Raw genomic sequence first — 19,501 nt, forward strand, 5'->3', positions numbered from 1 at the left:
TAAACCTAACTCGTTTTTAAAGGATATAAGTATGACTGAGCAACGCCATAACCACATTCCCCAAGAAGCTTTCGATTGGTACGATGAATACGCCCATGGCTTAATGGACCGCCGTACCTTTATGAAAAAGCTGGGTGGCTTAGTCGCCCTTGGTTATTCAATGGCAATGCTAAGTAGCGCTTTACTGCCAAACTACGCATTAGCTGAGCAAGTGTCCTTTAATGACCCTGATATCAAAGCTAGCTATAAAACCTTTGACTCGTTTAAAGGACATGGCGAAGGTAAAGGTTATTTAGTAGAACCCGCTAATTTAACCGGCAAGCTCCCAATAGTATTAGTGATCCACGAAAACAGGGGTTTAAACCCTTATATTAAAGATGTTGCTCGTCGCCTTGCCAAAGCTGGATTTATTGCCTTTGCGCCAGATGCATTACACCCTCTTGGTGGCTACCCTGGCAATGACGATGAAGGTCGCGCCATGCAGCGCTCTATGGATAAACAAAAAATCCAACAAGACTTTATTGCCGCAGCTGAATACATAAAAAGACACCCAAATAGTAATGGCAAACTCGGTGCGGTAGGCTTTTGCTTTGGTGGTTATATGGTTAACTACCTAGCAGCCGTTGATAGCAAACTAATCAATGCGGGCGTGCCCTATTACGGCACTCCAGCCGTTAAAGAACTCAGACAAAATATCAAAGCCCCGCTACTTGTACACTTAGCTGAATTTGATAAACGCGTTAATGCAACGTGGCCAGAATACGAGAGCGACTTAAAAGCGCATCAAGTGCCTTACACTATGCACATGTATGAACTAGCAAATCATGGTTTTCATAACGACTCTACCTCTCGTTATGATGAAAAACAGGCGGAGCTGTCATGGCAACGCACATTGGCGTTTTTCAATGAGCAATTGATTTAAACAGAGCAATTTCATACACTCCCGAAAAAATTTTAGGCTAGAAAAGAGATGGAATCGCAAGTCAGTTATCGCTTTGACTCACAGCAAACCGCCAATCGGTTTTTAAACAAGCTTAAGCATTGGTCAGTGGCTAAGGTCACTGCGAGTCTTTGCCAAGGTGGTTATGGCGTGAAAATACGTTACGAAGTCGATAATAGTGGCTTTGATTACACCCTTGCAGAGCTTGATGATTTAGCGATGCAACACGAAGGCGAAGAGATTTAATACCCATATTCTAGGCATAAAAAAACGGCTAACCTTAGTTAGCCGTTTTATTAAAGCTGTGCTAATAAAACGCTACTTATAAATCAAAGCTACGTGAAATAGACGCGACAATACGCTCGTCTGCGGTATCCCAGTCTAGGCTGGTATTTTCGCCAGCAAGCTCAAAATCAAAACCTGCAAAGCTTGTTTGATAGGCTAAACGATAATGGTTGTATGACTTATCATTACCATCCCAAGCAAACTTATTGCCATCTAATGAGTTAGATACATCAAAACTGGCACGAATTGCATGATTTGGGGCAATTTCAAAGGTATGCGCAAGCATAGAAATTACATGCCCAGCATCGGTACCGAAATAATCCCAAGCGTACCAAAAGTTAAGTTCTGTGAAACCCAGACTATTGGTGTAACCAAACTTTGCATAAGTCTCAAAATAATTACCGTCGCTTGAGTAATCTTCACCATGGTAAGAGTAATAAGCAATACCATAATCAACACTAAGGGCATCGTTTATCTCAACATAATTACCAAAATACGCATCCCACTCAATGTCAGTACCTTCACCAAAATCTACATTTGAAGCCCAAGTACCTACATACATGCCTGAATCGGCAAAGGCGTAATCTAAACTACCTTGAATTGCAGGATCATTCTGAGTCTGGCTTACACCATTGAAGGTGTAATCTGATGCCAATGTAACCGTAGTCGATAAGTCAGCCACGGCTGATGTCGATAGTAATGCCAATGGCAACGCTGCTGCTAATACTGTTTGTCTTGTTGTCATGTTGGTTTCCCCTAGCTAACTGTTTCTATTTTTGTGTAATCTAATTTATTGTCTTTTGGTGAGCCTTCGATATTTTTCACTGTTTTTAACTTGCTGTAGCCAATAAACGCAGCACAGCCGAAAAATAATGCAATAACGAGCGCACCAACCCATTGGATCTGTAAAAAGTCGAACTTAAACAGCAGGGTTAACAATGAAAGCGCCACCACATTTAAGGCAATATAATTAAATTTACCTAAACGCTTCACCGTTAAGTTTAGGTTATCTGTGTATAAACGGATCAAAGAATCAAGTGAGTTGATCACAAACACCACACCAACAAACACCATTGCGATGTTTTTCAGGCCTGCTGTTGCAATACCCGCTTCATGGTATTGATACAAAACACTAAACCAGATAGCGATTGGAATAGACGGGAAAATCAACATAGCTGCCAGTACTTGGTAAGTTTTTAAACCACCCACAAAGCGCGAAGTAAATTGACCAATCATGATGCTCCAAGCAAACCACCAAAACAGGTAGAAGGCATGGTAATCATTTAGTGGTAATACAAACTCATTAATATTGCCAAAGTAGCTGCCAATTAACGCAAGGTTATCAACAAATGCTGATGTTTGTGCATCAGAACCCACAAAGGCACCGAACCACATAAATGCGATTAAAGCGATAAACAACCAAGTAGTAGAAATACTTAAAAAGCGTACATACTTAATGTCTGTGCTCGAATACACAGCAAAACAAATCGCTGCAAACACCATTAAGTAGAATGTCGGAATAATTGACTCACCATCACCAAGCGACGGCAAATACCAAGGTAAATTCGACAGCAGTAAAAATGCAGTAAATGCGCATGTACCAATAATAACTATGTTATTTATTAGTTTTACCCAAGCAATTTCAAAAAATTTTACTTTGGGCTCTATTACGCAGAAATAAAAGCACGTAAGGAAATAAAATCCCCAGATCAAGAAGCCCCAAAAACCAAACTCGATGGCTAATGGATTGGCAAACGCATACTCTGGGCTTGCTTTTATGTCTGCATAACCTGCAAACTCTGTCAGTGGAAACATAATCAAGCCAACATCTAGGCCCGATGTAAATAAAATTGCAATGAACGTAAACGTTCTAACCGGTGTGACGCCAACACACCTTACCGTACCCCATTTAAATAAAATAACCGCAATTGCTAACAGGGTAAAAATGATGCCAGCACTAAGCCAAAAGGTCATAGTTACCCCCCCAAAATAAGTAATAATACTTCATTGTTTCTCCAGTTTTATTCCTCGCATTAACGCATCACAAACAACTCGTGATGCGCGCCACTGCAAGCCCCACAGCCGAAACTGCGGGTGGCCTTATTAGATCTCCGAACTACGCTGCGTTGATTGCCATTGTTTTTCCATAGCAACATCTGCAGTTGATGCCGATAACACAGGCTTACCTAAGATGTGGTCCGCCGCTTTTTCTGCCACCATAATGGTTGGCGCATTTAAATTACCGTTTGGAACGGTTGGGAAAATAGATGAATCTACAACCCGTAAACCTTCGATACCGTGCACTTGAGTTTGCGAGTTAACCACGGCCATCTCGTCTTCACCCATCTTGCACGAACATGACGGATGGTAAGCACTCTCAACCGCTTGACGAACAAACGCATCTATTTCTTCATCGCTTTGAACATCTTTACCGGGTTGAATTTCACCATCGCGATACTCATCAAACGCACTTTGCTCAATAATCTCGCGAGTTAGACGTACACAAGCTCTAAAGCCTTCAATGTCATCTTGATGCTGTAAGTAGTTAAATTGGATCTTTGGCGCAACCTGAGGATCCGCCGACTTAATCGTTACTGCACCACGGCTTTTTGGTTTGTTATGCCCAACATGAACTTGGAAGCCATGACCATCAAAGGCACTTTTACCGTCATAACGAATGGCAGCTGGTAAAAAGTGATACTGAATATCTGGCCATTCAACACCCGGTTTTGAGCGAATAAATGCACATGATTCAAAATGGTTCGTCGCCCCTAAACCTGAGCGATTTAATAACCAACGAGCACCAATTAGCCCTTTTGAAACAAGGCCTAATTTGCCGTTTAAAGTAATTGGTTGCTTACACTTATATTGGAAGTAAAACTCCAAGTGGTCTTGTAAGTTTTGGCCAACACCTGGTAAGTGGTGTTTAACCTCAACACCCGCTTCGCTCAGGATATCTTTATCACCAATACCTGATAATTGCAGAATATGCGGTGAACCAATTGGGCCCGCACTTAAAATAACGTCTTTTGCTGCAAATGCCTGCTGCTTAGAGCCAGACACTGAAAACTCAACACCAACGGCTTTTTTGCCTTCGAGCAATACTTTTTCAGCTAAAGCACCGGTGATTAGCGTTAGGTTTTTACGTGACTTAACAGGGTCTAAATACTCACGGCTAGCAGAGCTTCTTACGCCATCTTTAACTGTCATATGCATTGGCCCAAAACCTTCTTGCTGGGCTGCATTGTAGTCATCAGTTTGCGCATAACCTGCTTGTTGGCCCGCTTTGATAAAGGCTTTATAAAGCGGGTTAGCCATTTCATTACCGTTATTAACCCCTAATGGGCCGTTATCGCCACGGTAACTGTTACCACCTAAGTAGAATGATTCAGCACGTTTAAAGTACGGTAAGCATGCTTGGTAATCCCAACCATTAGCGCCGTGTTGCTGCCACTCATCAAAATCTTTGGCATGGCCACGTACATACACCATGCCGTTAATAGATGATGAGCCACCTAACACCTTACCTCGCGGGCAGTGCATCTGGCGGTTATCTAAATATGGCTCTGGCTCGGTATGAAATTGCCATGCATATTTGTCAGTATTCATTGGGATTGATAGCGCGGTAGGCATCTTTATAAAAATGCTTTTATCACTACCGCCCGTTTCAAGTAATAACACCTTATTAGAAGGGTCTGCTGATAGTCGGTTTGCCAACACGCAGCCTGCTGAGCCAGCACCGACTATGATGTAATCATAGTTCTGTGTACTCATTAAAATGGACTCTCTATATTGCTCATACCCACATAAATCGATTTAGTTTGGGTATAGTGATCTAAGGTTTCGATACCGTTTTCACGGCCGATTCCTGATTGCTTATAACCACCTACTGGCATTTCTGCAGGTGAATTACCATAGCTGTTTATCCAACAAATACCGGCTTGTAATTGATGGATCACGCGGTGTGCACGCTGAATATCTTTAGTGAACACGCCTGCGGCTAAGCCAAGGTGGGTATCGTTTGCACGCTGAATAACATCATCTTCATCATCAAACACCAACACGCTCATTACCGGGCCAAAGATCTCTTCTTTAACTATGGTCATGTCGTCTTTACAGTCGACAAAAACGGTCGGTTCAACAAAGTAACCGTTTGGTGCAGATGCAGGTGACAGAGCCTTGCCACCGGTTAGCAAGGTTGCGCCTTCTTGAATACCTTTATCGATATAGCCAAGTACAAGCTCTTGGTGTTTTTTAGAGATAAGCGCCCCTAAATTCACCTCAGGATCCATTGGGTCGCCAGCAATAATATTTTGCTCAGTGCGTGTTTTCAGCTCATCAATAAACTGCTGATAAACATTTTTATGCACATAAATGCGCGTACAGTTAGTGCAGATTTCGCCTTGCGTATAAAAATTACCTATCATTGCGGCACTAACGGCTTGTGATACATCGGCATCATCAAATACTAATAACGGTGACTTACCGCCAAGCTCCATGGTCACATCTTTCAGTGAACCAGCGGCGCTTGCCATTACTTTTTTGCCTGTGCCTACTTCACCAGTGAAAGACACTTTTTCAATATTTGGGTTTGCTGTTAACCATTGCCCGACTTCAGCAGCGCCTTGCACAACGTTGAATACGCCAGCAGGTACACCCGCTTCGATGAAAATCTCTGCAAGTTTAATTGCACCAAGTGGTGTTTCTTCAGAAGGTTTGAAAATAACCGCATTACCCGCAGCCAGTGCAGGGCCTGATTTCCAACACGCAATTTGCAGTGGATAGTTCCATGCACCAATACCGGCACAAATACCTAAAGGCTCTTTACGTGTGTAGTAAAAGTCATTGCCAACCATTTGTTGCTGACCCACTTGTGCAGGCGCAAGACCAGCAAAATATTCGATAACATCGGCGCCTGTTTCAACATCGACACACTCGGCTTCTTGCCAAGGCTTCCCCGTATCAAGTACTTCTACTTTTGCCAGTTCATCGTTACGTTCGCGTAAGATTGCCACGGCTTTTAATAAAATACGGCTACGCTCAATTGGCGTCATTGCAGACCATGCTGCAAACCCTTGTTTTGCGCTTTCGATTGCCGCGTTTTGAATAAACTCATCAGCGATTTCAACGTGATAAATCACTTCATCCGTTGCAGGGTTCTTAACCGCAAAGGTATCGCCAGTTTGATTCTTTAAAAAATGGCCATTAATAAAATTTTCGTAAACAGGTGTGGTCATTTTAGGCTCCATACTGTTTTATCAGTGAACGAATGTAGTCTTTAGCTAATTGCTCACAATGTTCGAATTGATCTTGGTCTGACTTACTTAATACAGCTCTTAGCCATAAACCATCGATCATGGCTGCACTTAACTCAGCGGCTAAGTTGGCATCACTATCGCTCATTAACTGTTTGAATGAGCTTAATAAGTTACTAAATAAACGTTTACTATTTACGTTTTGTAAGCGATGCAACTGGGCGTCGTGCATTGAATGCGCCCAAAAGCTCAACCAAGTTTTGGTGTTATTGCTTTGCTGCTGAATGCGCGAAAAGTTTGCTTCAACGATAAACATTAATCGTTGCTCTGGGCTGGTCTGCGGCGTTACTTGGTTCATCAGAGCTTGCTTTAAGCTGGTCAATAAATAACGCACAGTAGCTTCAATTAAGCCCTGCTTACCACCAAAATAATGACTGATAATGCCAGACGATAAGCCCGCCTTTTTACTAATGCTATTTATGGTGGTGCCTTGCAAACCAAGCTCTGCAACCGACTCTATTGTGGCGTCAATTAACTGCTGACGACGAACAGGTTCCATTCCAACTTTCGGCATAATTTTTTATTGATTGAACGTTCAATTAAAATAAAGGTTAAGGTAATGAGCATGGCAATTCAAGGTTGACAAATTGTAAACAACCGCAAAGCTACACTCGTAAGTTAAGCTAACCCACTGTTCTTACGTTTATTATCCGAAATATAAAAAAGTTTTAAATTTATTCAAAATAAAGCCTAAAAAGTATGGTTTTAGGCTAAAATACGGAAAAAAGAGAAAATTTATTGCAGGCGTATTTTTAATAAAAAAGCGCTTATAAAAGCGCTCATATTAGGCTAAAAATTAAGCGAGGCTCATTCGTGGTATTTACGAATCACCGCTATTTTGCCATCTTCTATTTCGAGCACATCCATAATGGTTTGCGTGTATTTAATTTCTTGCTGGTTTTGCGGGTGTATACCTTTAGCATGATGGGTATAACGCAAGGCAATGGCAGAATCATTAAAAATAAAGGTATCGAGTAAGTTTGCTTGGTATTCAGTGTGTGCCCCAAGATAAAAAGTCATGCCTTTACGCATCATCGCTTTGCCATCTGGCTCTCTTGAATCATCTGTTTGATAAGGTAAATGTTGATTTGCTACATCATCAGTTAATAAAGCTAAAAAAGATTCTAGCTCTTTGTTGGTAGCATTAGGTGCTTGTGTTGCAACCATGGTATTAAAGTACTGCTGTGCTAATGCTGTGAGCTCTGGGTTAGCTTGCTTTGCTTGGCTAGTAAATGTGCTTAACAGGCAAATAGCTAGAAAATAAAGGTGCTTCATCGTTATTCCTTGTGGTTTTAGTTATTGACTAATAATCAAACTATGCACCTAAAATAACGACAAAGCCCCGAACTATCAATATATTAGTTTAAGCTGTTTGTGGCCTTGGGGTCTCGCGTTTATCTAAATAACCGCTGTATCGTGTTGCAATTAACGCCGCTAGACTAATGATAGCACCAATCCAAGCAGTGTCTTGCAATGAGTAGTTTTCAACGACAACACCACCTAACACTGAGCCCAGCGCAATACCGATATTAAACGCTGCAATGTTTAACCCTGAGGCCACATCGACAGCATTCGGTGTGAACTTTTCGGCAAGTTTAACCACATATACTTGCAGCCCAGGCACATTACCAAACGCAAATGCCCCCCATACAAGTATGGTCAGTACCGCAGCGACTTTAGATTGCATGGTAAAGGTCAGCACTAACAGCACAATACTCAAAGCACTAAAGATAATGGTCAGCGCACTAATCGGGCCTTTTTTATCAGCTAACTTACCGCCGTAGATATTGCCAACAGCAACCGATACCCCATATACCAGCATAATTAAGCTAATGGTGGCTGATGCAAATCCAGTTTGCTGCTCTAAAATTGGCGCTAAATAGGTAAAGGCAGTAAATGTGCCGCCATAACCAAGTATGGTCATCAAGTACACCAGTAAAAGCCTAGGTTGCACCATTACTTTTAGCTGCTCACTCAAAGTAGCTGGTTTACTTTGCTTTAAGTTGCTCGGAATTAAAAACGCGCTACCGATCAGTGCAATTAATCCCAGTAAAGACACCACTAAAAAGGTCGCTCGCCAGCCAAAGTGCTGACCAATCCACGTTCCTAATGGCACACCGGTTACTAATGCAACCGTTAAACCGGTAAACATAATCGCAATGGCACTAGCTTCTTTATCTTTACTGACAAGCCCAGTAGCCATGGTTGAACCAATTGAGAAAAACACCCCATGGGCAAGGCCTGTTAGAATCCTTGCGGTGATCAAGCTACCATAACTAGGTGCTTGCCAAGCCAGTAAATTACCGATTACAAATAGGCTCATTAAGCTAAGTAATACATGTTTTCGATTCCAGCGTCCGGTAAGCGCAGTTAATACTGGCGCCCCCACCGCAACCCCTAATGCGTACAAGCTAACAAGTAGCCCGGCACTCGGTAACGAAACCGCTAAATCATCAGCGATGGTTGGCACTAAGCCGACAATCACAAACTCAGTGGTGCCTATGGCAAACGCACTGAGAGTTAATGCAAGTAATGCTATTGGCATCACATATCCTCTATTAATTTTGAAAGTGCAGCTATTGTGGCTAAAATTAAATTTGCAAAAAATAGCAGTAGTGACAAAATACTTTTGTCAAAAATGAAAAGGTAAAACCATGAGCGTGATCTCCAACACCCAAGATTTAGAAGCATTTATTAGCGTGGTTGATACCGGCGGCTTCTCAAGTGCAGCCAATGCCTTAGATGAGCAAGTAGCAAAAATATCACGGGCGGTAACTCGGCTTGAAAAATCATTAAACGTTACCTTATTCAACCGCACCACAAGACGTATTGAGCTGACCGAAGAAGGTCAGTTATTTTTAGGCTATGCTAGAGAAGCACTCAGTCAGCTAGCACAAGGCGAAGAAGCCTTAAAGCTTCTACACTGCGCCCCTTCAGGAAAATTAAGAGTCGATGCTGCAAGTCCTTTTGTGTTTCACCAATTAGCACCACATTTAAAAGCCTTTAACCAAGCTTATCCTGACATAAAACTTGAGATCACCAGCCACGACAACATTATCGATTTGCTTGAGCATAAAACCGATATTGCTATTCGTATTGGTGAGCTTGCTGACTCAAACTTGCATGCGCGCACTTTGGGAGTCAGTAAATTACAGCTCGTTGCCAGCCCTAATTATTTAAAAGCAGCACCGCCATTAAATGAGCTAACCGACTTAGCCTCACATCATCTTATTGGTTTTACCGACGCGCCGCATTTAAATCACTGGCCGCTAACCACACCTTTAGACCTTAAATTTTCAATCAGTGCATCAAGCGGTGAAACTGTGCGCCAACTTTGTATTCAAGGTCATGGCATTTCCTTGTTGTCGGAATTTATGATCAACGAAGATTTAAAAGCAGGCCGTTTAGTTAAAGTGCTCGAAGGCGAAGTACTGAGCCCTAATCGTCGCGAAAAAGTGCATGCGGTGTATTATCAAAACAGCGGTGTGTCATCACGAGTATTAGCGTTTTTAGACTTTATAGCACCCAGGTTAACGCTGTAGTTTTTTTGCACTTTTAACAAAAGTGTTTTGTGATTACCGGCATTAATTTCATAAATAATTTTCGTTATGCTGAAAGCATATTCGCTTTCAAGGATCCGTAATGAACAAATTATTCGATACTATACAACTTGCCGGTCATACATTAAAAAACCGTATTGTTATGCCACCGATGACTCGCTCTCGCTCATCACAACCGGGTGATATCGCCAATGAATTAATGGCCGACTACTATGCACAACGTGCCAGTGCTGGCTTAATTATCAGCGAAGGCACACAAATATCAGCCCTAGGTAAGGGCTATGCTTGGACACCGGGTATTTATACTGCCGAGCAAATTGCTGGCTGGAAAAAAGTAACCGACAAAGTTCATCAAGCTGGTGGCATTATGTTCGCTCAGCTTTGGCATGTTGGCCGAGTGTCTCACCCAAGTAATACAGGTGGCGAGCAACCAATTGCGCCATCTGCGATTGCAGCTAAAGACGTAAAAGTTTTTATTGATGAAGATGACAAACCCGACTTTGTTGCCACTGCACAGCCACGCGCAATGAGCCATGACGACATCAAACAGGTTATAAACGAATATCGCCAAGCTGCCCGTAATGCAGTTGATGCAGGGTTTGATGGTATTGAACTTCACGCTGCCAATGGTTATTTAATTAATCAATTTATTGATTCAGAGTCAAACCAACGCACTGATGAATACGGCGGCAGTTTAGAAAACCGCTTACGCTTTTTACAACAAGTGACACAAGCGGTTTGTGATGAAATTGGCGCTGAGCGTGTTGGCGTACGCCTTGCTCCACTCACAACCCTCAATGGGACGGTCGATGATAACCCGTTCGAAACCTATATTGGCGCAGCAAAAGTACTCAATCACCTTAACGTTGCTTATCTGCACATTGCTGAAGCTGATTGGGATGATGCGCCTTTAATGGAGCAAAGTTTTAAGCAAGCACTACGTGAGAACTATGCTGGACTAATGATTTATGCAGGCAAATACACTGGCGAGAAAGCAGAGCAAGCATTAGCCGCAGGCTGGGCTGATTTAATTGGTTTTGGTCGCCCGTTTGTTGCCAACCCAGATCTGCCAGCACGCATTGAACAAGGCATTGAACTGGCTCAGCATGATCCAGATACCCTATTTGGAGGCGGTGCTAAAGGCTACACTGACTACCCATTAGCAACGCAATAACGCGCTAAAAAAGGAGGCTCGTCAACCAATAGCTCAATACAATAAAGTTGATGTTGGCGAGCGCTCTTAACCACCAAGGAGCAGAGCTAAACTGGAGTTGGCTGTACTTGCTTACTAACACCAAAGCGCCCATCACAGTAAACCAAGGAGTAAAAAAGAATAGTGGCTTTAACTTCACTAAACTCACCGCTAAATCGTGCAGCGCACCACTGACAGCAAAAGTAACAACAACCGCACACCAACCCGGCATAATGTCATTGCAAGGCTTCATTACATACCGAGATAAATAATAGCTCCACACCGGATTCCAATATCGCCAAAACAGATAAAACGTGCTCGCACCCAGCGAACGTGTCAGCATATTGCGCAGCGAATCTTTATGCCCCAGAGGCACACCTGTGCGTTTTTTAACGTATTGAGCAAGGGAAATAGCTGCAGACACTGGCTTTCTCTTTTTTACTAATGACTCAATTAGACTACTAAACAGCCAATAAAAGAGAAACCAAAACAGGGTTAGAAATTGTAACGGTTTATTTTATTCGTATTGGTTTTGCGCAGATAGATAGCTGGTAATCACCCATTACTTCTGCTATCAACATTAGAGGGACACCAATGAAAACCTCATTATCATTGATTGGCTACTGAGTGAAACATTGAAAGTGTACCCTAATGGGGTATACTATGATTTATAAAACAAAGGATTTTGTTTCGCGCACGAAAAAAGAAAGTTTGTCTGATATTGATTTAATAAACGCTTGCAAAGAGATGTCAGCAGGCCTTTTCGATGCAGACCTAGGTGGTAATGTTTATAAAAAGCGCGTAGCCATGGGCAGTAAAGGAAAAGAGCTGGTTACAGAACTATCGTCGGGGCCGTAATTGGTGATAAATATTTCTTTCTCTACGCATTTGCTAAAAACGATAGAGCTAATATAAATGCTAAAGAAAAATTAGCATTAAAAGAGTTAGCAAAAGAGTTTATTCGATTTTCCCAAAGTGAACTTGAACAACTAGTCGATGATGGCGAACTTTTAATTGTAGGTGATGATCATGAGTGACATATTAAAGTCAGTTCACAAAACAGTGAGTGGATTAAAAAAGTCAGGAGTTATAGACAAAACGACGATGCGTAAATTTGACGCATTATGCCTTACAAGTGTTCATGAATTTACCCCCGAACAAGTTCGTAACTTAAGACTGAAATACAATCTTTCACAACCGGTTTTTGCTCAATACTTAAATGTCAGTGACAAGTTAGTTAAAAAATGGGAGCAAGGTGATAGCTCACCAAGAGGAGCAGCATTGAAAATGCTCACTCTGGCAGAGCAAAAAGGGTTAGAAGTAATCGCTTAAGCCTAATCCAAAGTGTTGTAATTTTGAGCATTCAGCTTCATTAAAATCACATCTTACTTTTTACTTTATTAGTTGCTTGGCTGGTGGCGGGGTTGTCTGGCCAAAAATGTTTTGGATAACGCCCTTTCATTTCTTTTTGCACATCGCGGTAACTTGTTTGCCAAAAGTTAGCTAAGTCTTGAGTTAACTGCAGTGGTCGCCGCGCTGGTGATAATAGCTCCATTAATAATGGCAATTTACCTTGTGCCAGCAAAGGCGTGCTGGTCATGCCATACACTTCTTGCATGCGCACACTGAGCTTCGCAGGGCCATCAAGTTGATAGCTCACTTTTACATTTGAACCACTTGGCACCGTTAATCGTAAGGGGAGCAATTCATTCAATAAACTTTGCTGCTGCCAATCAAAACAGCTTTTAATCGCTTCGCTGTAATTGAACTTTTTTAATTGCTCAAGGTTTTTTATATCATCCAAATAAGGTGCAAGCCATTGGCTATCGGCAATTAAATCATCATGATTTAAACGCGGGAATGACTCTGGTAACAGCTTACTTGCCAAGCTCATTCGAATAAGTAACTGCTCACTATCGGGCTGTTCATTAAATAACGAAAAGCCCTGCTTACTAAATAAGTTTAACCACGCTTTAGTGCGCTCGCTCTTATCTAGAGGCTGTTTACTTGGTTGACTCGCTATGGTGATAGCACCGAGCTTGAGCTCATCTTGATGGATAAAACGCCCTGCTTTTTCATCGTATTCGCAGCGAGTTTGCTCAGTAAATAAATGCGAAAGCTCATCTTCTAGCTCACTTGGCATAAAGGCAACAGCAGCAAAAACCCGGTTTCCCTTATGACCGCCCATATGCGCAATGGCAATATAGTCATCGTTATGCCAAAACTCCTCACTTAAGTCGGCGCCCGCACCATTGGCAAGTAAATAACCATTACCGCGCTTTTTGGCTAAACGGTCAGGAAAGGCAAGTGCCACTAGCAGCGACAAGTACTCTGTTTTAAGCTCATTAACCGGCTTGAGCTGTAAGCGCGATAGCCAATAATTTAATTGCTGCTTAAATACTGGGTGCGGTTTACTGTGCTGACTGTGTAATGCCAAATTAAGATCAGCTGGCATACTAATGCGGCTTTCAAGCAGTGCAGTTAAATACCCCGCTAATACATAAATACCAGGCATGTGCTGCTCTAGTTGCTTTGCCTTAATGAGCATGTGCGAGAGGCGAATATCGGCTCCATAGCTAAGCATTTGGCTGCCAAGGGCTGTTAGCTTTTCATTTTCATCAATGGCTTCGAGCATTTTTAAAAGTGCTGTTGCCTGTTTAATCTGCTGGCTACTAGGTGGGTCGAGTAAGCTAAGCTCAGCAAGTGATGCCCCCCACTGCTTTGTCTCTAATAACAATTGACTAATATCACTGGTCAAAATTTCTGGCGCATCATGACTGTTACGGCGCTCAAAGGTTTGTTTAGAGCCTAATCGATACACAACCCCCGGCTCAATTCGCCCAGCACGACCAGCGCGCTGAATGGCAGAAGAACGAGAAATACTTTGCGTAACAAGCTCTGTAACACCGGTTTTTAAATTGAAATTGGCAGCACGGCGTTTGCCGCTATCAACCACAATGCGTATTCCTTCAATGGTCAAACTGGTTTCAGCGACATTGGTGGTTAATACCACTTTGCGTTTGCCATTTTTAGCAGGCGCGATAGCAGCTTGTTGCTCGTTTTTATTTTGCTCACCATACAAGCTAAATACTTCAACGCTATCATTTAAATCATTTAAAGACTGCTGAACGCGCATGATTTCACGCTGTCCAGGTAAAAACACTAAAGCACTGCCCGATTGCTCACTAAGCGCCTGTTTTATTAGTGCAGGTATGTCATCGAGCCAACGGCTTTCGTCTTTAAGTGGAATATACACTTCATCAATAGGGTAGCTTCGACCTTGTGATGAAATAATAGGACAGCTGAAAAACTCACTGTAACGTTCGCCGTCTAAGGTTGCCGACATCAGCAATATTTTTAAATCATCGCGAAGTGCTGCCTGTGTTTCGAGGGCAAATGCCAAAGCCGTATCTGCGGCAATTGAGCGCTCGTGAAATTCATCAAAAATAAGTAAGTCTACATCACTAAGCTCTGGGTCATTTTGCAACATACGCGTCAGCATGCCTTCAGTGACAATTTCGAGTTTAGTTGTAGAACTTACTTTTGATTCGCCACGAATGCGTAAGCCGACACTGTCACCGACTATTTCATTCTGCTGACTTGCCAAATACTGGGCAATATTGCGTGCGGCCAGTCGTCTTGGCTCTAACATAACAATGCGTTTAAAGTGCCCTTCGCGCATTAAGGTTAGAGGCAGCCATGTTGATTTACCCGCTCCCGGTGGCGCTTGCAATAAGGCCATTGGGTTACTCTGTAATGTGGTTAACAGGGATTGATAAATATCTTGAACTGGCAGCACGTTAGGTATCTCTTACTTTCTTTTCACGCATTGTATCAAAAAACTAAAAATTGCGATGGCTATAGGCTTATTTTCTATTTCGGGCTTTAAAAAGTGAAAACATTGCATTCTGCCAGTTTAGACTTATTCTTGATTAAACGACCGCACAAAAGTCAGAATAAGGAATAAACTTGTTCAGGATTTACACCCGTATTTTAATCACCTTGCTATTTTTAGCTTTACCGCTTCAAAAAGCATATAGCCAGCAAAAGATTACGGTTGCACTTGGCAATACACTTCCACCTTGGGTGATGGCTGAAGACAACACAGGCATTATTCCTGACTTACTTCGCGCGACACTGGGTGCTCAAGGTTATCAACTACAATTCGTCTACGTGCCTTATGCAAGACGGATCCTTTTATATAATGAAAACTTAGTTGATGTAGTATCTGATATAAACAATAAAGTTATTGAAGCTAATCAAATGAGCGGTTACTTTTCAGATATTGCTTACAACTATGAGAACTTTGCGTTTAGCCTAGCCAAGCGAAATTTCGACCTCAAGTCCATCGCCCAACTAAAACATCATACCGTGCTATCTTGGCAAGGTGCTAAAGCGCGACTTTCACCTGAATATCGCGACATGGCAAAAGAAAACCCTAATTATTCAGAAACATACGACCAATCAACCCAAGTACGGCTTTTATATCGTGAACGGTATGAAGTGATCCAAATGGACGGAAAAATTTTTGACTACTACCGAGCGTTAATTACAAAACATGGGGAGGTTGATGTGTCTGAACCGGTGCAGCGGTTTGCTTTGTTCGGCAAAAGCCCCAATGGTTTTTTGTTTCATGATGAAGCCTTAAGAGACCGGTTTAACGAGAGTTTACGTAAACTAAAATCAACTGAAGAATACACGCGGATAATCAATCGCTATACATCTAAGAGCCACTAAGTATCTAAAACTAGCACAACAGAAAATATTACAGGCTGATTCTAAAAACTACGTAGTAATTGCAAACTTTTAAATTCCACTCATTAGATTTAAAAACATAAAACAACTATAAATCAATAATTTAATAAGTTTCACAAAATTGGTACAGCGATTGCTCTTACTAAGGTGAATGTTTAACAGAGTAAGGAGATTATGATGAACAGCGATCGTTTAGAAGGCAATTGGAAAGAGCTTAAAGGTAAAGCACAACGTAAATAGGGTGACCTTACCAATGATGATTTAGATAAAATTGAAGGTAGCCGTAAAGAGCTGGTTGGTAAACTTCAGCAAAAATACGGTAAATCAAAGGAAGAAGCTGAGCGTGAAGTCAACGACTTTGAAAAAAGCCATTAGTTTCGCAGCCTAACAAAGCCGCCATTGGCGGCTTTTGTATTTATTTTGTTAGAGCTATTGCTTGGCCTGCAAGAGAAAATACATTAGTGAGCATCAATTTCAAAATATGTCTGATGGATGCATATGTAAACGAGATAGCTTTAAATGGATAGCCACAAAAAGCCAGCATGTAACCTAAGATCCCCTTCACATCACTAGTATAGCTTTTAGATAAATCAATACTATCAGTCAGAGCTTTAGCTATTTGATCATAAACGGTAAGTGTATTTGTGTAATGGTTTTGTATAGCATATAACTTACCTGTATCACGTAAATGAGTAATTAACGCTGCGCCTATTTTTCTTGCCCAACGAGAAGTACGAGTGCACTCTAACCGTTTTTCATAATCAAGCCTGACTTCTTCTTGTATTCTTTTTTCCATTCCTCTACTTATAGCAGCATAACTTTTAAAGCTACTAGCAGTATTTAAGTAGCCTGGCGTTTGATCTGTCATACTATGAGCTTTTGGAGTAATTGTGGCAGCACCATTTAAAATATACTCTTTTTCAGTATGCATAAATGGCCAGACAGGCACTAAAGGTACAGGGTCGGCGGCATGTACACAGCGATAAACATGGTTATTTGTTGCAGCTTCCGTCTGTAAAGCAAAGCTATGATAACCAACTCTTGGAGCACCAAATGTATAAAGCTTCACATTTGCACCAAAGTGATTTTTTAACCAATTCGCAGCTAAGTTAGCCAAAGCACCGCCTAAGCTATGGCCCACAACATGTATATTTAGTTTTTGATTTGCTCTTTTATTAAAGAATTGCTCTAGCTGCTTTCTAAATGAATTAAAAGTATGATTAAATCCCGCATGTACAGGCTGATTATTACTACAGGTACTCAGACCACAATTGAGATCAGTAATCACATCTCGCATTTTAGCTGTGCCGCGTAATGCTAAGACATAATCACCATCAAATAATCCCTTTTTACCTTTTGCTATACAACCAAAGTTGGTCGAATGACTAAAAACTCGTTCAAGAATAGAGCCACTGACACCTTTTATAGAACCAGCTTCCATTGAAAAAGTATGTTCTAATCGGCCATAATATTCCGTAGACTCTAATGGGGCCCTTTCCAACGTTTCATAGGCCAATGCGGCAAAATCAGCAGCAAAAGCTGGCGTTAATGTTTTCATATTTATTTCCCTATATTAGAATTAATGGTCTTCATCATCAGATTCAATTTCCGATAATCCATAATATGAGTCTAGATCTATAACTTCAAAGTCTTCATCCCAACGAGCTATACCACCAGCACTTAATTTATAACCTTGGACTTCATCATTTCTGAAAAAGAAAGATACTTTTTCATCAGATATATCTGCTTTCAAACAACTTAATTTTTTAGCATATTCATGGCGATACTTTGTTCCTGACAACCTTGATGTCCATAAGATATATTTAGTGCCTTCATGAATAAGCGTTATTATTTGAGATGTAAAAAGCTCTGCAAATGGCACAGCTGGTTGGTTAGAGCGAATATTGGCTTCTGGAAATGAAAAACCGCCTTTGTCATCGGTATATACATAGTTTTCTACATATTTTCCGTCAGAGAAACAGAGTAGCCTTTCTATTTTTGCATTAATTAAAGGTTTGCCATTTTCACTCACTTGGCCTTTAACTTCGGAGCATAGATGTACTTTGTATGCACCGAAATAGTTACCCAATTTCTTAAATGATTCTAAAAGTGACATTAAAAATGAGCCTTAAAATAGGCTGCGAACTTAACGGAAAGAAGATGTTGATGATGTTCCTTATCTTGACTCACTATTCACACGCCCTTGTAAATAATGGGTACATCATACATTAATAACCAGCAAAAAACAGCTAAGTTAATACAGTCGTAGAGCAAATATTTATGAAGCAGGCTCATGCTTTGCTAAATCTACTTCAGCAACCGTTTGATTTTTACCTTGTGATTTAGCGCGGTAAAGTCGTTTATCAGCAATGTTTAAGCAATGATCCATGCTCTCATCAGCGACGCGCACATACAAGCCAATACTTAAGGTAACATGAAAAAGATGCTGGCCGCTCGTAAATGGCTTTTCAGCAAGCTTCTTATGAATTTTTTCAGCGACTTTTCTAGCTCTAAGCTCATGCCCTGTTGGGATCACAATTAAAAACTCTTCGCCGCCCCAACGAGAAATAACATCTTCTTCTGTGCACACGTTTTTAAATACATCAGCGAAAAATATTAGCACCTCATCGCCCACTTGATGACCGTAGGTGTCGTTGATTTGCTTAAAGTTATCAACATCCATCAGCAAGAACACAGCCCCTTCGCCAAAGTGCTTATCTTGCAAACATTCGGTTGCGTAGCGACGGTTAGCGAGTTCTGTCATCGCGTCAGTGCGAGCCAGCTTTTGATTAAGTTTAAGTTGCTCCATTAACTGCAAACTGTATTTGTTGCGATAATATTCGTAGAAGCCACCCAAAATACATAAAATAGAGAAGCACAGCATGACCCGTGTAGGAAAATAATGACTCGGATAGCTGTAGTAACCAAATCGATCGGTAAAGTAGAAAAGCACCGAGATAATAATGGCAAGCAAGATCAGATCAAACGCTCCGCGCTTTAAACCACGAATAAAAAAGGTCACAGGAGATACAATAAACAACCATAATGGCCCAGTGCCATTACTACCCCCAGAGACAATTAAAAAACACATCATCGAATAGAGAGCGTAAAGCATAAGTATTGCGATGGTTTCGTCACGATTTTTAATGACAAAAGGTGAGGCAAACACAAAGCCGCCAATAATCAATAAATAGCTAAGGGCATGGTAACCATCTTGATAGCTGGTGATCGCCATTAAGAACGAGGTGATCGAACCAATAAATGCAAAAACACGTAAAAATCGTGCTTTATCTTTGTCACTTGCATTCACTGTATCAATCACAATTTCACCTTAGATTTCTTGATCAATCTCAACAATACCAATCCGCAATAATACTTAATCATTTTGAGGGATTAAACCTGTCGCTACCTGCGTTAAAAATTTCTGATTTAGAACAACTAAATAACGAAATTT

18 protein-coding genes and 2 pseudogenes are annotated in these 19,501 nt (G+C 41.3%); 8 read left to right on the forward strand and 12 right to left on the reverse strand.

The window, feature by feature from the left end; all coding sequences use genetic code 11:
* Positions 1-31: 31 nt before the first annotated feature.
* On the forward strand, positions 32-922 hold the full coding sequence (locus tag BIZ38_RS14775) for a dienelactone hydrolase family protein (RefSeq protein ID WP_187490610.1): 891 nt from the start codon (positions 32-34) through the stop codon (positions 920-922).
* A 48-nt stretch (positions 923-970) separates the two neighbouring features.
* Positions 971-1,186: a hypothetical protein gene (locus tag BIZ38_RS14780; RefSeq protein ID WP_054554312.1), complete on the forward strand. Its 216-nt coding sequence runs from the start codon at positions 971-973 to the stop codon at positions 1,184-1,186.
* Positions 1,187-1,262: 76 nt separating this feature from the next.
* Here the strand turns inward: BIZ38_RS14780 and BIZ38_RS14785 are convergent, their stop codons facing one another.
* The 7 genes from BIZ38_RS14785 to BIZ38_RS14815 all read right to left on the reverse strand — a co-directional run bounded on the left by BIZ38_RS14785 (position 1,263) and on the right by BIZ38_RS14815 (position 9,085).
* On the reverse strand, positions 1,263-1,970 hold the full coding sequence (locus BIZ38_RS14785) for a TorF family putative porin (protein ID WP_187490611.1): 708 nt from the start codon (positions 1,968-1,970) through the stop codon (positions 1,263-1,265).
* A gap of 11 nt (positions 1,971-1,981) precedes the next feature.
* Positions 1,982-3,199 carry a choline transporter gene (locus tag BIZ38_RS14790; protein WP_054554310.1) on the reverse strand — a complete coding sequence of 406 codons (1,218 nt, stop codon included), beginning with the start codon at positions 3,197-3,199 and terminating at the stop codon, positions 1,982-1,984.
* 129 nt (positions 3,200-3,328) lie between these two features.
* Complete coding sequence (betA, locus tag BIZ38_RS14795) at positions 3,329-4,999, reverse strand: choline dehydrogenase (protein ID WP_138619403.1); 1,671 nt, start codon at positions 4,997-4,999, stop codon at positions 3,329-3,331.
* Complete coding sequence (gene betB, locus BIZ38_RS14800) at positions 4,999-6,462, reverse strand: betaine-aldehyde dehydrogenase (RefSeq protein ID WP_187490612.1); 1,464 nt, start codon at positions 6,460-6,462, stop codon at positions 4,999-5,001. The genes betA and betB overlap by 1 nt, the downstream gene beginning before the upstream one ends.
* A gap of 1 nt (position 6,463) precedes the next feature.
* Positions 6,464-7,054 (reverse strand): transcriptional regulator BetI, encoded by a 591-nt coding sequence (gene betI, locus BIZ38_RS14805; protein ID WP_054554307.1) that lies wholly within the window; start codon positions 7,052-7,054, stop codon positions 6,464-6,466.
* Positions 7,055-7,347: 293 nt separating this feature from the next.
* The gene (locus BIZ38_RS14810; protein WP_187490613.1) at positions 7,348-7,815 is read right to left on the reverse strand and encodes a nuclear transport factor 2 family protein; all 468 of its coding nucleotides are present in this window, start codon (positions 7,813-7,815) and stop codon (positions 7,348-7,350) included.
* Positions 7,816-7,903: 88 nt separating this feature from the next.
* Entirely contained in the window at positions 7,904-9,085 is a 1,182-nt protein-coding gene (locus BIZ38_RS14815) for an MFS transporter (RefSeq protein ID WP_187490614.1), read from the reverse strand.
* 109 nt (positions 9,086-9,194) lie between these two features.
* Between BIZ38_RS14815 and BIZ38_RS14820 the strand changes: the two genes are divergently transcribed.
* A complete protein-coding gene (locus BIZ38_RS14820) occupies positions 9,195-10,082 on the forward strand; it encodes a LysR substrate-binding domain-containing protein (RefSeq protein WP_054554304.1) in 888 nt (295 codons plus the stop codon).
* Between the two features lie 100 nt (positions 10,083-10,182).
* The gene (locus BIZ38_RS14825) at positions 10,183-11,274 is read left to right on the forward strand and encodes an alkene reductase (RefSeq protein WP_187490615.1); all 1,092 of its coding nucleotides are present in this window, start codon (positions 10,183-10,185) and stop codon (positions 11,272-11,274) included.
* A 4-nt stretch (positions 11,275-11,278) separates the two neighbouring features.
* Here BIZ38_RS14825 and BIZ38_RS14830 read toward each other — a convergent pair whose 3' ends face one another.
* Positions 11,279-11,716 carry an MBOAT family O-acyltransferase gene (locus BIZ38_RS14830; RefSeq protein ID WP_187490616.1) on the reverse strand — a complete coding sequence of 146 codons (438 nt, stop codon included), beginning with the start codon at positions 11,714-11,716 and terminating at the stop codon, positions 11,279-11,281.
* A gap of 239 nt (positions 11,717-11,955) precedes the next feature.
* Between BIZ38_RS14830 and BIZ38_RS14835 the strand changes: the two are divergent.
* Both BIZ38_RS14835 and BIZ38_RS14840 read left to right on the forward strand, forming a co-directional pair.
* Positions 11,956-12,329, forward strand: a pseudogene (locus BIZ38_RS14835) (type II toxin-antitoxin system RelE/ParE family toxin).
* Positions 12,322-12,624, forward strand: coding sequence for a helix-turn-helix domain-containing protein (locus BIZ38_RS14840; RefSeq protein ID WP_138600233.1), 303 nt, complete (start codon positions 12,322-12,324; stop codon positions 12,622-12,624). The pseudogene BIZ38_RS14835 and the gene BIZ38_RS14840 overlap by 8 nt, the downstream one beginning before the upstream one ends.
* A 46-nt stretch (positions 12,625-12,670) precedes the next feature.
* Here BIZ38_RS14840 and hrpB read toward each other — a convergent pair whose 3' ends face one another.
* Positions 12,671-15,091, reverse strand: a complete 2,421-nt coding sequence (gene hrpB / locus BIZ38_RS14845) for an ATP-dependent helicase HrpB (RefSeq protein WP_187490617.1) — start codon at positions 15,089-15,091, stop codon at positions 12,671-12,673.
* Positions 15,092-15,261: 170 nt separating this feature from the next.
* Here hrpB and BIZ38_RS14850 point away from each other — a divergent pair, with 170 nt between their 5' ends.
* Both BIZ38_RS14850 and BIZ38_RS21855 read left to right on the forward strand, forming a co-directional pair.
* Entirely contained in the window at positions 15,262-16,029 is a 768-nt protein-coding gene (locus BIZ38_RS14850) for a substrate-binding periplasmic protein (RefSeq protein ID WP_235372636.1), read from the forward strand.
* Positions 16,030-16,224: 195 nt separating this feature from the next.
* Positions 16,225-16,422: pseudogene (locus BIZ38_RS21855) on the forward strand (CsbD family protein).
* Positions 16,423-16,462: 40 nt separating this feature from the next.
* On the opposite strand, the gene BIZ38_RS14855 reads toward BIZ38_RS21855, so the two are convergent.
* From BIZ38_RS14855 to BIZ38_RS21975, 3 genes are all read right to left on the reverse strand, one after another.
* A complete protein-coding gene (locus BIZ38_RS14855; RefSeq protein ID WP_187490618.1) occupies positions 16,463-17,605 on the reverse strand; it encodes a lipase family protein in 1,143 nt (380 codons plus the stop codon).
* Positions 17,606-17,626: 21 nt separating this feature from the next.
* Positions 17,627-18,163 (reverse strand): DUF6795 domain-containing protein, encoded by a 537-nt coding sequence (locus BIZ38_RS14860; RefSeq protein ID WP_054554300.1) that lies wholly within the window; start codon positions 18,161-18,163, stop codon positions 17,627-17,629.
* A 162-nt stretch (positions 18,164-18,325) separates the two neighbouring features.
* Positions 18,326-19,369, reverse strand: coding sequence for a GGDEF domain-containing protein (locus BIZ38_RS21975; RefSeq protein ID WP_187490619.1), 1,044 nt, complete (start codon positions 19,367-19,369; stop codon positions 18,326-18,328).
* Positions 19,370-19,501 lie beyond the last annotated feature (132 nt).

It is taken from the genome of Pseudoalteromonas sp. BZK2 (assembly GCF_014349195.1).
Taxonomy (GTDB): domain Bacteria; phylum Pseudomonadota; class Gammaproteobacteria; order Enterobacterales; family Alteromonadaceae; genus Pseudoalteromonas; species Pseudoalteromonas simplex.

Bases quoted from the DNA above. Each gene is read 5' to 3' on its own strand.
- BIZ38_RS14775 (WP_187490610.1), top strand. From the start codon at position 32: ATGACTGAGCAACGCCATAACCACATTCCCCAAGAAGCTTTCGATTGG.
- BIZ38_RS14780 (WP_054554312.1), top strand. From the start codon at position 971: ATGGAATCGCAAGTCAGTTATCGCTTTGACTCACAGCAAACCGCCAAT.
- BIZ38_RS14785 (WP_187490611.1), bottom strand. From the start codon at position 1,970: ATGACAACAAGACAAACAGTATTAGCAGCAGCGTTGCCATTGGCATTA.
- BIZ38_RS14790 (WP_054554310.1), bottom strand. From the start codon at position 3,199: ATGACCTTTTGGCTTAGTGCTGGCATCATTTTTACCCTGTTAGCAATT.
- betA (WP_138619403.1), bottom strand. From the start codon at position 4,999: ATGAGTACACAGAACTATGATTACATCATAGTCGGTGCTGGCTCAGCA.
- betB (WP_187490612.1), bottom strand. From the start codon at position 6,462: ATGACCACACCTGTTTACGAAAATTTTATTAATGGCCATTTTTTAAAG.
- betI (WP_054554307.1), bottom strand. From the start codon at position 7,054: ATGCCGAAAGTTGGAATGGAACCTGTTCGTCGTCAGCAGTTAATTGAC.
- BIZ38_RS14810 (WP_187490613.1), bottom strand. From the start codon at position 7,815: ATGAAGCACCTTTATTTTCTAGCTATTTGCCTGTTAAGCACATTTACT.
- BIZ38_RS14815 (WP_187490614.1), bottom strand. From the start codon at position 9,085: ATGCCAATAGCATTACTTGCATTAACTCTCAGTGCGTTTGCCATAGGC.
- BIZ38_RS14820 (WP_054554304.1), top strand. From the start codon at position 9,195: ATGAGCGTGATCTCCAACACCCAAGATTTAGAAGCATTTATTAGCGTG.
- BIZ38_RS14825 (WP_187490615.1), top strand. From the start codon at position 10,183: ATGAACAAATTATTCGATACTATACAACTTGCCGGTCATACATTAAAA.
- BIZ38_RS14840 (WP_138600233.1), top strand. From the start codon at position 12,322: ATGAGTGACATATTAAAGTCAGTTCACAAAACAGTGAGTGGATTAAAA.
- BIZ38_RS14855 (WP_187490618.1), bottom strand. From the start codon at position 17,605: ATGAAAACATTAACGCCAGCTTTTGCTGCTGATTTTGCCGCATTGGCC.
- BIZ38_RS14860 (WP_054554300.1), bottom strand. From the start codon at position 18,163: ATGTCACTTTTAGAATCATTTAAGAAATTGGGTAACTATTTCGGTGCA.